The sequence below is a fragment of the Sphingobium sp. CR28 genome, from assembly GCF_052327305.1.
Taxonomy (GTDB): domain Bacteria; phylum Pseudomonadota; class Alphaproteobacteria; order Sphingomonadales; family Sphingomonadaceae; genus Sphingobium.
On record NZ_CP182486.1, the window covers coordinates 1,766,155 to 1,780,307 of the forward strand.

Genomic DNA, 14,153 nt, shown 5'->3' on the forward strand with positions numbered 1-14,153 from the left:
GTCCTCTCCCGTCAGTTCAGTTCGGCCCATCCGGCCAGTTCGCGCCCGATCATGCCGCCATAAAGATCGATAGCGTCAGGCTCGGCGTTGAGACAACGCAAAAAGGCGAATTGCTCTCCGCCTGCCTGCAGGAAGCTGTCCCGTCCCCGCAGGCCGATCTCCTCCAGCGTCTCAAGACAATCGGCGGCAAAACCCGGCGTCACCACCGCCACGGACCGCACACCCTGCCCGGCAAGCTCCGTGAGAGTGACGTCCGTCGCCGGCTCCAGCCATTTCGCGCGGCCGAAGCGGGACTGGAACGTGGGCACGACCTCCCGCCCGAGCACCTCGGCAAGCAGCCGCGCCGTCTTGAGGCACTGGCAGTGATAGGGGTCGCCAAGGCGCAGCGTTCGCTCGGGCATACCGTGGAAGCTGGCGACAAGACGCTCCGGCGCGAAGGGCAGTGCCGCCAGATCCGCCTGGATTCGCGCGGCAAGTACGCGAATATAAGCCGGATCATCATGCCAGGGCGGCATGACGCGAATAGCGGGCTGCCAGCGCATGTCAGCCAACGCGGCGCTCACCGCGTCCATGACCGATGCGGTCGTCGCTGCGCAATATTGCGGATAGAGCGGCACGATGAGGATCCGGTCGCACCCCGCATCCTTGAGAGCCCGCAGCTTCGTTCCGACCGCAGGCGCACCATAGCGCATCGCCCAGTCGACGAGTGCCGCGCTTCCCCAGCGCTCTGCCAAGCGCTCAGAGATGTGGCGCGTGTGCACCGCAAGCGGAGAACCCTCGTTCGTCCAGACCTGGCTGTAAGCATGCGCAGACTTCCTAGGCCGGGTGCGAAGGATGATACCCCGCAAGATCGGCTGCCAGATCACCGGCGGAATTTCGACGACGCGCCGATCGGACAGGAATTCCGCGAGATAGCGTCGCACTGCGTCCGGGGTCGGCGCGTCTGGCGTTCCTAGATTGACGAGCAGCACGCCAATGTTGCGCGGCGCAATGGTGGGATGGTCGACGGGAAGGGCAGGCCCGTTCATGCTGAGGCAGCTCCGTTAAGCGGCAGGTTGCGCCAGCGCCGGCCTGTAAGCGTCGCAAGCGCGCTGGCAAGCGCAGGCGCGGCGGCGGGCACGCCGATTTCGCTCATGCCAATTGCTGGTTCGGAACTGCGAGCAAGCTCCACTATGACCTCCCCAATCTCTGCCATGCGCGGCAGGCCCATCTGGCCAAGACGCATCGCACGGGGAAGCCCGCCCCGATATTCGCTTGCGCCGCCCATGGCAGAGGCCAATCCAAAGATCAGTCCGCCTTCGATCTGCTGGCGTGCAATCACGGGATTTATCGGCGCACCGATATCCGCCACGGCGACCGCCCGCTCGATCTTTATGCGTCCCCCGGAGAAACCCGCCTGCACAAGCACGGCGATGGCACCGCCCTGCATCATGTGGCAGGCAATCCCCTGCCCGCTCCCCCTTGCGCCGCCCTGCCAGCCGCCCAGCGCCGCCACATTGGTGAGGCATCGGGCGAGATGAGGATTGTTACCGAGCATCTGCATCCGGAAGGACAGCGGTTCGACGCCGGCAATCTGGGCCAGTTCATCGATGAAGGATTCGACGAAGAAGCAGTTGATCGTATCGGCATTGCCGCGCCAACGCCCGGTCGGCAGCGGCACATCCACGGGATAATGATCCACCGCGAGATGCGGGATGGCATAGGGCGGGATAAGACCGGAGGCGGCAGCGCTGTCCGCGTGCAAGGCCTTCGCCCGCGCCGCCATCGGCCTCTCGCCGTGCGCCACGCGCGCCCAAGTTTCGGCCAGCGCAGCCGGCATAGCAACCTTGGCGGAGAAGCCGTCGACAAGTCCACCCTGGCCGATATGCGCCGCCATCCGGGCTCTGGCCGGCGGGCGGGGTCGATCCTGCACGATGTCTTCAGAACGAGACCACATCAGTTGCACCGGCACTTTCGCCTCACGGGCAATGAGGGCAGCTTGCACGCCGGCTTCATGTTCCATCTTTCGGTCGAACGACCCGCCAGCGAAGAGCGGGTAAATAGTGACCGCGCTTTCCGGAAGCCCAAGTGCCTGGGCAACGGCGCGGCGCGCGAAAACCGGCGCCTGCGTGGGCATCCAGACCTCAACATCCCCGTCCCGCACTCGCGCGGTCGCGGCCATCGGCTCCAGCGCGAGGTGGAGCGCGGGCGCCACGCTGTACGTGGCGGTTGCGATGCGTGCCCCATCGAACACGCTTGCAAGATCGCCCGTCGCCACGAAGCGGCGCCCGTCATCGCTATCAAAGGCCGTGTCGAGCGCCTTGTCGATCAAGCTGTCATCGAGAAGCGGCGTGGCGACGTCGAACACCGGGTCCAGTCGCCCAAGCGCCTGGTTGGCCGCCCACCAGTTGCGCGCGGTGACCGCAACCCAGCCGTCCTGCTTCACGATACCGACGATGCCGGGCACCTTGCGAGCGGCCGCTTCGTTCATGGAAATCAGCCGACGTGCGCCGATCGGTCCCTGACGGATCGAAGCGAAGAGCATGTCGGGCAAGCGGATATCCGCCGCGTAATTTGCCGACCCGTCAATCTTAGCGGGTACGTCGAGCCGGGGCAGTTCCGCACCGATGAGCGAATCCTCGCGGTCGGGAGAGCGATAGGGCAGCAGCTGAGGCACGGGCAAACGGGCAGCTTCCTCGGCCAGTTCGCCGGTCTTCAGCGTGCGCTTGCCGTCCGTCACCAGTCCGTCGCGAATGTCGCAGATTTCCCACGCCACATCCCAACGCGCCGCCGCCGCCTGACAGAGGAGCGCACGAGCGACTGCGCCTGCCTCCCGATAAGCCTCGCGGAACATCGGCACGGACGTCGCTCCGCCGGTTAGCATCATCGTCCTTCGGCGCGCAAGCTCAGCCAGCGCATAGTCGCCCAGACTCCCGGTCGCGCGCGAAAGATCGCTTGCCATCCATTCGCTCGCCAGCAGCGTGTTGGCGTAAAGCGGAGAGGGCGGCGCGGGTTGCACCGCGATGGTCCGCCAATCCGCGCCCAGCTCGTCGGCAAGAATTTGCGCAAGCAGAGTGAAGACGCCCTGACCCAGCTCCGCCTGCGGCACCATGACGAGGATCTGACCGGCCCGGTCGATCTTGAGAAACGCACCGATCGCTGTTTCGCCCGGAGCCACCGAAAGACGCGCATCATAGCGTCGCGGCCATACTCCCCAGGCCACCAGAAGACCTCCTCCGGCGGCGGCACCCACCAGCAAACCGCGTCGGCTGATGGAAGGAGATTTCACCGCGTCGCGGCCCCGATGGACTTATCGAGCCACTGGCTCACATGCTGCGCAATTGCTCGGAAGGCCGTCCCGTGAACGCCCTCCGCAGCGGCAGGCGGCGACCCGGCGTCGGATGCGGTTCGCACTGCGATGTCGAGTGGCACGCGCCCCAGAAACGGCATACCCAGCTCGACCGCGCCCGCTTCCGCTCCTCCGCTGCCGAAAGGATCGGACACTTCGCCGCAATGCGGACAGACATAGCCGGCCATGTTCTCCACCATGCCGATGATCGGCACTTTCGCCTGATCGAACAGACTGACGGCCCGCGCCGCATCGATGAGCGCCAAATCCTGCGGGGTGGAGACGATCACCGCGCCTGCAGGCTTGTAGCGCTGAATCATGGTGAGTTGAATGTCACCTGTGCCCGGCGGCAGATCCACGATCAGCACCTCCGTGTCGTGCCACGCCGCGTCGATGAGCTGCGACAGCGCGTTGCCCGCCATTGGCCCACGCCATGCGATCGCCTGCCCCGCCGGCACGAGGTGACCCATGGACAGCATCGGCACGCCGAATGCATTCGGTATAGGCACCAGCTTTTTGCCTTCGACTTCGGGCTTTACGCCCTCGCTGGACAGCAGCCTGGGAAGTGAAGGCCCATAAATATCGGCGTCCACCAGCCCGACGCGGCGCCCTGCTCGCGCCAGCGCCACGGCAAGATTTGCGGCGAGCGTCGACTTGCCTACCCCACCCTTGCCCGAGCCGACCGCAATGATGCGCGGGGGGAGTTCTTTCTCGGCGGTAAGCGCAATTCGCACATCCTGAACACCGGGCAGCGACCGGCCAACCGCGCCTGCCTCCGCTTCAAGCTGCTCGCGCGCGGCAGCGTTCAGCCCGGAGACGTCCAGCACCAGACTGAGAACCCCGTCCCGGACTCGGGCTGACGTCATGCGACCGCCGGTCGCGGCAGCCAAACGGTCGGCGCTGGCCGGATCGAGCGCATCTGGGGACCTGGTCATGCCCCGGGTCTCTAGAGCGAGTTTTGTCTAAGCGAAAGCGCCAGAGCCGCATAGCTGGAAAGGATAAGAGGGATTTTCCGCGCCCTGGCTCTGTTTTTCCGCGGCGAGCGTGCTTATACAGACCAGATGAACGAGATTTCCGGGAGCAGGGACAAGGCCGTATTGGCCATGAGCGAAGGCGGACCTTGGGGTAACGCCAATGATGGCAACAAGCCAACCGGTGGGGGCGACGAGCAGTCCAACCCCTGGTCGAAGCCCAGTGGCGCGCGCGAGTCCGGCATTCCGGGCGGGCGCGGCCCGAGCGCGATCGACGAGCTGGTGCGCAAGGCGCGCGACAGTTTTGGCGGTGGAATGCCGCAAGGTCCGGAAGGCCGCAGAATCTGGCCTTATCTCGCCATTGGCGTTGTTGCGATTTGGCTCGCGACGACAAGTGGACATCTTGTCGGCCCTCAGGAGCGCGGCATCGTCACGTTCCTCGGCAGCTATAGCCGCACGCTTTCATCGGGCTTCAACGTGACCCTCCCCGCGCCTTTCGAGGCCGTAAGCATCGTCGATGTTGAGGAAATCCGCTCGGTCGATCTTGGATCGACGACGGGCGAGAGCGAAAATCTGATGGTGACTGGAGACCAGAATATCATCAATCTGGGCTATTCGGTGCGGTGGAACATAAAGAATCCCGTCGCCTACAGCTTCCAGATCGCTGAACCGGAGCAAACGATCAGCGAGGTCGCGGAATCATCCATGCGTGCGGTGATCGCCACTGCCTCCCTTCAGGATGCGCTCGGTGCTGGTCGCACCGTGATAGAAGCGCAAGTCCAGGAGCGGATGCAGGAAGTGCTCGACAGCTATGGCGCGGGCGTTCGCGTGCAGGGCATCGCCATCAAGCAGGCCGATCCGCCAGCCGCCGTGAACGACGCTTTCAAGGAAGTGACGGCCGCACAGCAGACCGCCGAATCCTACCTCAACGAAGCGCGGACTTATGCGCAGACTCTTTCCGCAACCTCGCAGGGCGAGGCTGCCGCCTTCTCCAAGGTCTATGAGGAGTATCGGCTTGCGCCGGAGGTGACGCGCCGCCGCATGTATTATGAGACCATGGAAAAGATACTCTCCGGCGTCGACAAGACGATCCTGGAGACCGGGAACGTAACGCCCTATCTGCCGCTTCCGGCACTGCAAGGATCGCGGGCGCGACCCGCTGAGTCCCAGGAGGGCAACTGACATGGGACCGATCAGTGTGAAAAATCCCATCGCCCTCGCCATTCTCGCGACGGTAGCGCTCATCCTCATCGGTAGCACCGTCTCTATTGTGCCGGAGACGCGTCAGGCAGTAATCACGCGGTTCGGCGAACCGGTCTATATCGTCAACGCCTACAAACCGGGCGAAGTGTTCGGTCGCACGGGTGCGGGCGTTAACCTCCGCATTCCGTTCATGGATCAGATCACCTGGATCGACAAGCGCGTCCAGGCTGTGGACATGGAGCGCCAGCAGGTTCTCTCGACGGATCAGTTGCGACTGCAGGTGGACGCTTACGCGCGCTACCGGATCGTCGATCCGCTCCGCATGTTCATCGCAGCCGGCACGGAAGAACGCGTGTCCGACGCATTACGCCCCATCCTCGGCTCGACCCTGCGTGCGGAACTGGGTAAACGCCGCTTTGCGCTTCTGCTTAGCCCCGAACGCGGCGTAATGATGGACAATGTCCGCGCGCGGCTTAACCGGGTCGCTCGCCAATATGGCGCTGAAGTGATCGACGTGCGGATCAAGCGCGCCGATCTGCCGGACGGCACGCCGCTCGAGAGCGCCTTCCAGCGGATGCGGACCGCACGCAAGCAGGAAGCTCTGACAATTCAGGCCGAGGGCGCCAAGCGCGCCCAGATCATCCGCGCGGAAGCTGACGCCACTGCCGCCCGCATTTATGCGGACAGCTTCGGCAAGGATCCCGCATTCTACGATTTCTACCGCGCCATGCAGTCCTATCGCTCCACCTTCAGTCCGGACGCGCAGGGCAAGACCAACGTGGTGCTCTCGCCGGACAACGATTTCCTGCGACAGTTCCGCGGCAAATGATGAGGCGAGGCGGACCCTTTTGGGTCCGTCACGCTTATTCAATGCCGGTTAATCCGGTACGCTACATGCGAGCGGGGTTATGGGTAGACGGAGGGCGTCATGGTCGTCCTTTTGTCCGCCAAGGTCGCCACGCTTTCGCCTGGAACGAGAGGAAGATTTAGACGTGCGTTATGCTTATGCAATCACTGCGGCGCTTCTGGTGGGCGGCACGACCCTCGCCGTAACCTCCAGCCCGAACGTCGTCGCCCAGACCGCGCAGAACGAGGGCACTGCCGCCGCGCCGCGTGGCGCTCCCGGCAGTTTTGCGGATATGGTCGAGCGCCTCCAGCCGGCCGTGGTCAACATTTCCACGAATCAGCGCGTTCAGGTGCAAAACCCGTTCGCCGGCACGCCCTTTGGCGATCTCTTCGGCTTCGGCAATGGTGGCAGCGGTGGTCGGCCGCAAACCCGGCAGGCGCAGTCGCTGGGTTCCGGCTTCATCATCTCCGCCGATGGTTACGTCATCACCAATAATCACGTGGTAGCGCCTGGCGCACAGGGTGCGACGGTCGATTCGATCACCGTCATTCTGCCCGACCGCACCGAATATGCAGCGACGGTCGTCGGCAAGGACGCCGCGTCCGATCTCGCGGTTCTCAAGATCACGCCGAAAAAGCCCCTGCCCTTCGTCAAGTTCGGCGATTCGACCAAGGCGCGCGTGGGCGACTGGATCGTCGCGATCGGCAACCCCTTCGGCATCGGCAGCACGGTGACGGCAGGCATTATTTCGGCCCTGCATCGCAACACCGGCGGCAGCGCCGATCGCTTCATCCAGACGGATGCGTCGATCAATCAGGGCAATTCGGGTGGCCCGATGTTCGACATGAACGGCAACGTCATCGGCATCAACAGCCAGATTCTGTCGCCGACCGGCGGCAATATCGGCATTGGCTTTGCCATCCCTTCGGAGCAGGCCGTCCCGATCATCGAGACGCTGCGCAAGGGCGAAGCCGTGAAGCGCGGCTATCTTGGCGTGCAGATCAGCCAGCTTTCCGATGACATGGCAGACAGCCTTGGCCTCCCCAAGAATAATGGCGAGTTCGTTCAGGGCGTGGAGCCCGGCAAGGGCGCCGATCAGGCCGGCATCAAGGCCGGTGACGTGATCGCCAAGGTCAACAACCGCAACGTCACGCCGGACGAGACGCTTTCCTACATCGTCTCCAACCTGCCGATCGGCTCGAAAGTACCGATCGAACTGATCCGCAACGGCAAGCGCATGACGGTTACGGCGACTGTCGGCCAGCGTCCGCCTGAGGACCAGCTCGCCAATTTCGCGCGCCAGCCGCAGGACGACTTCTCCGATCAGGACCAGCAGAGCACAAAGGCGGCAACGCAGGATCTCATCGGCATCGCCGTGCAACCGCTTACTGCAACCATCGCGGGCCAGCTGGGTATCCCGACATCCACCAAGGGCGTGGTCATCAGTGCGGTCGATCCGTCTTCGGATGCGGGGCAGAAGGGTCTGCGCCGCGGCGACGTGGTCCTCACTGCCAACGGTCAGGCGACGTTGACGGAAGCGGAACTGGCCAACGCGGCCAAGGCAGCGAAGGCATCCGGCCGCAATGCAGTCCTCCTCCAGGTTCTGCGACGCGGCAATCCTGCTGCGTTTATCGCGGTGCGGCTGCGCGACCAGTAAGAGCGCACAACAGGCCAAATAAGATCGGGAGGCGGGGCGCCGGAATGGCGCTCCGCCTCTTTTCATGAGTCGGCGACATGCCTAATCAGAGTTGGTAAGCGAGGGAGCAGGCGCATGAGCGGAGAAAGCGGCATCTTCATCGGCAAAAGCGTGGAACCCGGCAGCGGCGGGATCGACGCCGGCCAGCCACAGATTCTCAACCTGCGCCGCGCCAACCGGCATGGACTTATCGCGGGCGCGACAGGCACCGGCAAGACCGTCACTCTCCAGGGCATCGCCGAGAGCTTTTCCGCGCGGGGCGTTCCCGTCTTTCTCGCGGATGTGAAGGGCGATCTTTCCGGCATCGCCATGGCCGGATCGCCCACCGCGAAGAATGCCGACAAGCTGACCGCTCGCGCCGCCGAAATCGGCATGAGCGATTATGTCTATGCCGACAATCCGGCCGTCTTCTGGGATCTCTATGGCGAGCAGGGCTTTCCGGTGCGCACCACCGTATCGGAAATGGGGCCGCTGCTGCTCGCTCGCCTGATGGATCTCAACGAGACGCAGGAAGGCGTACTCTCCATCGCTTTCCGCTATGCCGACGAGGAGGGGCTGCTGCTCCTCAACCTACCCGACCTCCAGTCGATGCTGGCCTATTGTGCGGACAACGCCGACGCGCTCTCCGCCAAATATGGCAATGTGACCAAGGCGAGCGTCGGCGCCATCCAGCGTCAGCTTCTCCAGCTCGACAGCCAGGGCGGCGGTCGCTTCTTCGGGGAGCCGGCGCTCGACATCCATGATTTCATCGCTGTCGACGAGAAGGGCCGCGGCTTCATCAACATCCTCGCTGCCGACAAGTTGATGCAGAGCCCCAAGCTCTACGCCACCTTCCTGCTATGGCTGCTCAGCGAACTGTTCGAGACGCTTCCGGAAGTGGGCGATCCCGACAAGCCGGTCCTCGTCTTTTTCTTCGACGAGGCGCATCTGCTCTTTGACGACGCACCCAAGGCGCTGACCGACAAGATCGAGCAGGTGGTGCGCCTCATTCGTTCCAAGGGTGTGGGCGTCTATTTCGTCACGCAGAACCCCATCGATATACCTGAGGCAATCGCCGGCCAGCTTGGCAATCGGGTGCAGCACGCCCTGCGCGCCTTCACCCCGCGCGACCAGAAGGCAATCAAGGCCGCTGCGGAGACGTTCCGGGTCAATCCGGCGCTGAACGTCGAGGCCGCGATTACGGAACTCAAGGTTGGTGAGGCGCTGGTTTCGCTGCTGCAGGAGGACGGCTCGCCCAGCGTGGTTCAGCGCACATTGATCGCGCCGCCGCGCTCAAGGCTTGGCCCTGTCGAGGCAAAGGAACGTGCGATCATCCAGTCCATTTCTCCGGTTGCCGGAAAGTACGACACCGAGGTCAATCGCGAGTCTGCCGAGGAGATTCTCAAGGCGCGCGGCGAAGCCGCCGCAGCCGCCGCACAGGCTGCCAAGGCGCAGGCAGAGGCTGACAAAGCCGCCGCCGCGCAGGCCAAGGTCGAGGCGAAGCAGCGCGAGCAGGAGCTGAAAGAGCAAGCGCGCCGGGAGGCGGCTGCCGCCCGCGAAGCCGCCAAACCCAGCGCCTTCGAGAAAGCCGTGCAGTCCGCTGCGCGATCGGCGGCCTCCTCGATGGGCCGGCAAGTGGCAAACAGCGTCGGCAAATCCCTACTGCGCGGGATATTGGGTGGCCTGTTCAAATGAGGCGGAGGAAGGTGCGCTGCTCTGTCCTCAGATCATCATTGTTCCGTAATCTGCCCGTCATCATGAAGCCATGAATCCGTAATCGGATACTGTCAGGGGGACGCCCGACCACAAAGGGGAGTCTCCATGAAATTCAACCCGTTCGGCGCCAGTCGCGCCGCGATCGCCCTTGCCTTGTTCATGCCCGCAGCGGCCTTTGCAGGAACGATCCAGGGCGTCGTGCTCGACGAAAGCGGCACGCGCGCACTGCAGAGCGCGCAGCTTCGCATCGTTGAGCTGAACCGCGTCGCCGAAGCGGGCCGTGACGGCAGCTATGTCTTTGCCGACGTGCCGGCCGGCACCTATACGGTCGAGGCGCGCTATGTCGGGGCCCTGTCTTCGACCACCACGGTCGACGTAGCCCAGACCGGTCGCGCGACGCATAATTTCGCGCTGGCGGGCTTTGGCGGCGAAAACATCCTCGTCGTCGGCCAGGCCGCCAATCTCTCCTCCTCCCTTTCCCGCCAGCGCGCGGCCGACGGCGTGGAAAGCGTGCTGACGCGCGATGCGGTCGGCCAGTTCCCCGATCAGAACGTCGCGGAATCCCTGCGCCGCCTTCCCGGCCTCAATATCCTCAACGATCAGGGCGAGGGCCGCTTCGTCTCGGTGCGCGGCCTTGACCCCGAGCTCAATGCCGCCTCAGTGAACGGCGTCCGCCTGCCCGCGCCGGAGAGCGACGTGCGCTCCGTCGCGCTCGACGTCATTTCGAGCGATCTCATCGAATCGATCGAGGTCAAGAAGTCGCTGACGCCGGATATGGACGCCGACACCATTGGCGCCTCGATCGAGATCAACACGACCAGCGCCTTCGACCGCAAGAAGGATCTGCTCTCCCTCAAGGCGGAAGGCAGCTACAACGACCTCACCGAGAAGCTGACCCCCAAGGGCAGCGTCGATTTCTCGACCAGGCTCAGCGACAATTTCGGCGTTGCCGGCGGCCTCTCCTATTACAAGCGCATCTTCGCGACCAACAATCAGGAAGTCGACGGCTGGGACGAGAATGATGGCCTGGCCTATGCCGACACCGTCGAGTTCCGCGACTATGACGTGACGCGCGAGCGGATCAGCGCATCGCTCTCGTTCGATTTCCGCCTGGATGACACGACCAGCCTCTATGCGCGCGGCCTCTACAGCCAGTTCGACGATCTGGAATATCGCCGCCGGCTAATCTTCGAGATGGAAGAGGCGCCGAGCAGCGTCGACGCCAATGGCGCGACCTTCTCCTCAGAGGATGAGGATCAGGAAATCACCGTCCAGCGCGATCTCAAGGACCGGTCCGAGCGCCAACGCATCCGCTCACTCGTTCTGGGCGGCAAGACCGAGAACGGGCCGTGGAAGGCGACTTACTCGGCGAGCTGGGCCAAATCCTCCGAGCGGGAAAACGGCTCGATCGACCCCGCCGTCTTCGAGCGGGTGTTCGAGAATGGCGACGATTTCGGCGTCAGCTTCGACTATTCCCGTTCCAAGCGCGTACCCTACAGCATCGTCTCGGGCGAAGAGGCGTTCCTCGATCCGGGCGAATATGAGATGGACAAGGTGGAGCGCACCACGCTCTCCGACTCCAAGGATGAGGAATGGAGCGTGAAGGGAGACCTTGCCCGCACCTTCGGCATGGGCAGCGGCGACTTCACCGTGCAGGCCGGCGGCAAGGCGCGCTGGCGCAAGAAATCCTATAACGCCAATCGCGACATCTTCGAGTGGGATGGCGAGGATGATCTCACGCTGGCGCAGGCTGGCCTGGTCGGCGCGCAGGACTATGACCTCGCGATCATCGATCCTGTGCCGGGCAAAACGGCGTTCCGCAAATTCTTCAATGACAATCTCGGCAGCTTCGCCATCGACGACGGCGACACGTTCGAGGAATCGAACATCTCCGACTATGGCGTCAAGGAGGACGTCTTCGCCGGCTATCTGCTGGGCCGGTGGGACAGCACCACCTGGCGCGTCATCGGCGGTGTTCGTGTCGAACACACGAAGAATCACATCCGGGGCAACGAAGTGTTGCTAGACGAGGAGACCGTCACGCCCCTCGCCTTCGAGCGGAGCTACACCAACTGGCTGCCCAGCCTGACCCTGCGTTACGAGCCGCTCCGCAATCTCGTGCTGCGCGCGGCAGGATATCGCAGCCTTGTGCGCCCCAAGCTCTCCAAGCTGGCGCCTAATGTCATCATCGCCGATGACGAAGGTGAGGTCGGCAACCCCTTCCTCAAGCCCTACAAGGCATGGAATGCCGACGCATCGGCCGAATACTATTTCGGCAAGGGATCGGCGGTTTCGCTGGGCTTCTTCTGGAAGGACATCAAGGACTATATCGTCGACCAGACGGCCTTCGATATCGACTATAACGGCATCACGCTCGACTCGCTGACCAGCGCGATCAACGGCGACAGCGCGCGCATCAAGGGCATCGAATTCAGCTACACGCAGCGGTTCGACTTCCTGCCCGCTCCGCTCGACGGGCTGCTCACCCAGGTCAACTACACCTATACCGATGCCAAGGGCACGGTGCTGACCGACGGCGACATTGCCGACCCCCGTCGCATAGCGCTGCCGTCTGCCTCCAAGAACACCTTCAACATCGTGCTGGGCTACGAGAAGGGTCCAATCTCGCTGCGCGCGGCCGGCAGCTATCGCGACAAATATCTCGACGAGCTGGGCGGCAACGCGGCGGAGGACCGGTTCGTCGCTGATCTTTTCCAGCTCGATCTCTCGGCCAAATACCGCGTGGCCGAAGGTGTGCGGATATTCGCGGAATGGGTCAACGTGACCAACGCGCCCTATTTCGCCTATCAGAACTTCCAGGCTCACCGTCGGCTGCTGCAGTATGAAGACTACAGCTGGACGGTGAAATTCGGCGTGTCGGCCAGCTTCTGATGCGGACGATCTGCGCCTCTCTCGCTCTTTTTTCCCTCGCCGCCTGCGCGGCGGGAGAAAGGGAAATCCCGGTCGCCGTCCGTATCGCCAATTCCCTGCCTGCGGTCACCGTGCAGGCGCGCGGGGAGACCGAGCCGGTCGGCACGAACAATGCCGACGCGGCGGACGATCCGGCGATCTGGCGCAACTCGGCCGATCCCGCAGCGAGCCTCATCGTCGGCACGGACAAGAAGGCCGGACTTTATGTTTACGGCCTCGACGGGCGGAAGCGTGACTTTATCGACGCCGGCCGAGTCAACAATGTCGACCTGAAGGCCGAGGTGCCGATCAACGGCGCGAGCGGCATTCTCGTAGTCGCCAGCGACCGCAACGATGTAGCGAACGCGAAGCTCGCGCTGTTCCGGCTCGACCCGGCGACCGCTAAGCTGGCCGCACTTGGCACCGTCGCGGCAGGGACGGGCGAAGCCTATGGCATTTGCCTTGGCCGCGACGAAACCGGCGTGTCGGCCTTCATCGTGCTCAAGGACGGCACGATCAATCAGGTGCTGCTCGATGCCAGCGGCGCGACGCCCACTGGCCGCATCGTCCGCACCATGAAGCTCGGCACTCAGTCGGAGGGCTGTGCGGTCGACGATCGTACCCACCGGCTTTATGTGGCGGAGGAAGATGTCGGCCTGTGGCGCTTCGACGCACGTGCGAGTGGGTCGGTGGAACCAGTGCGCGTCGGCTCGGTCGATCTCAAGCAACTGGTCGATGATGCCGAGGGCGTCGCCCTTGCCCCAATTGGCGAGAGCGGCGGCTATGTCATCGTCTCAAGCCAGGGCGACAATGCCTACACGCTCTACAACCTGACCGACGACGCCTATGTGGGCCGCTTCCGCATCGTCGATGGCCCGGCCATCGGGGGCGCGCAAGAAACCGACGGCATCGAGTTGATGGTGGGCGACTTCGGTCCTGCCTATCCCGGCGGATTGTTCATTGCACAGGATGGCCACAACAGCTCAAAGGCGCAGAACTTCAAGCTGGTCGCGTGGGACGATATCGCGAAGGCACTGAACCTAGCAAAATAGGCCTCAGCCGCGCCCCCGATACGGCGCCACACCCTGATCGGGGAGCCACAGACCTGCTGGCGGCTCCCCGGACTGCCAGAACACATCGATGGGGATGCCCCCGCGCGGATACCAATAGCCGCCGATGCGCAGCCAGAGCGGCGCCATCTCCGTGAACAACCGCTCCCCTATCCCGACTGTGCAATCTTCGTGGAAGGCCGCATGATTGCGGAACGACCCGAGGAAGAGCTTGAGGGACTTCGATTCGACGATGGTCTCGCCCGGCGCATAATCGATGACCAGATGCGCGAAATCGGGCTGGCCCGTAACAGGGCAGAGAGACGTGAATTCCGGCGCGGTAAAGCGCACCAGATAGGGTCTGCCGGGCCGTGGGTTGGGGACATAGTCCAGCACTGCTTCTTCCGGGCTTGCCGGAAGCGCACTGGTCTGGCCGAGATGGGTAATGTTCATA

The 14,153-nt window shown here is 63.7% G+C and carries 10 protein-coding genes; 6 read left to right on the forward strand and 4 right to left on the reverse strand.

Going from position 1 to position 14,153, the window contains the following annotated elements:
• Positions 1 to 11 precede the first annotated feature (11 nt).
• From hemH to ACNAOH_RS08520, 3 genes are read right to left on the reverse strand one after another with little or no spacing between them, the layout of a single operon-like run.
• Positions 12 to 1,028, reverse strand: a complete 1,017-nt coding sequence (gene hemH, locus ACNAOH_RS08510; protein ID WP_443969767.1) for a ferrochelatase — start codon at positions 1,026 to 1,028, stop codon at positions 12 to 14.
• Entirely contained in the window at positions 1,025 to 3,268 is a 2,244-nt protein-coding gene (locus ACNAOH_RS08515) for a molybdopterin cofactor-binding domain-containing protein (RefSeq protein ID WP_443969768.1), read from the reverse strand. Before ACNAOH_RS08515 ends, hemH begins: the two co-directional genes overlap by 4 nt.
• The gene (locus ACNAOH_RS08520) at positions 3,265 to 4,263 is read right to left on the reverse strand and encodes an Mrp/NBP35 family ATP-binding protein (protein ID WP_443969769.1); all 999 of its coding nucleotides are present in this window, start codon (positions 4,261 to 4,263) and stop codon (positions 3,265 to 3,267) included. The genes ACNAOH_RS08515 and ACNAOH_RS08520 overlap by 4 nt, the downstream gene beginning before the upstream one ends.
• A gap of 126 nt (positions 4,264 to 4,389) precedes the next feature.
• Between ACNAOH_RS08520 and hflK the strand changes: the two genes are divergently transcribed.
• From hflK to ACNAOH_RS08550, 6 genes are all read left to right on the forward strand, one after another.
• Positions 4,390 to 5,481: an FtsH protease activity modulator HflK gene (gene hflK / locus ACNAOH_RS08525; RefSeq protein WP_443969770.1), complete on the forward strand. Its 1,092-nt coding sequence runs from the start codon at positions 4,390 to 4,392 to the stop codon at positions 5,479 to 5,481.
• A 1-nt stretch (position 5,482) separates the two neighbouring features.
• Positions 5,483 to 6,331 (forward strand): protease modulator HflC, encoded by an 849-nt coding sequence (hflC, locus tag ACNAOH_RS08530; RefSeq protein WP_443969771.1) that lies wholly within the window; start codon positions 5,483 to 5,485, stop codon positions 6,329 to 6,331.
• A gap of 163 nt (positions 6,332 to 6,494) precedes the next feature.
• Positions 6,495 to 8,006 (forward strand): Do family serine endopeptidase, encoded by a 1,512-nt coding sequence (locus tag ACNAOH_RS08535; protein ID WP_443969772.1) that lies wholly within the window; start codon positions 6,495 to 6,497, stop codon positions 8,004 to 8,006.
• Between the two features lie 114 nt (positions 8,007 to 8,120).
• Positions 8,121 to 9,719 (forward strand): helicase HerA-like domain-containing protein, encoded by a 1,599-nt coding sequence (locus ACNAOH_RS08540; protein ID WP_443969773.1) that lies wholly within the window; start codon positions 8,121 to 8,123, stop codon positions 9,717 to 9,719.
• Between the two features lie 126 nt (positions 9,720 to 9,845).
• The gene (locus ACNAOH_RS08545; protein WP_443969774.1) at positions 9,846 to 12,632 is read left to right on the forward strand and encodes a TonB-dependent receptor; all 2,787 of its coding nucleotides are present in this window, start codon (positions 9,846 to 9,848) and stop codon (positions 12,630 to 12,632) included.
• Complete coding sequence (locus tag ACNAOH_RS08550; protein WP_443969775.1) at positions 12,632 to 13,702, forward strand: phytase; 1,071 nt, start codon at positions 12,632 to 12,634, stop codon at positions 13,700 to 13,702. Before ACNAOH_RS08545 ends, ACNAOH_RS08550 begins: the two co-directional genes overlap by 1 nt.
• A 3-nt stretch (positions 13,703 to 13,705) precedes the next feature.
• Here ACNAOH_RS08550 and queF read toward each other — a convergent pair whose 3' ends face one another.
• Positions 13,706 to 14,152 carry a preQ(1) synthase gene (gene queF / locus ACNAOH_RS08555; protein ID WP_443969776.1) on the reverse strand — a complete coding sequence of 149 codons (447 nt, stop codon included), beginning with the start codon at positions 14,150 to 14,152 and terminating at the stop codon, positions 13,706 to 13,708.
• Between the last annotated feature and the right edge of the window lies 1 nt (position 14,153).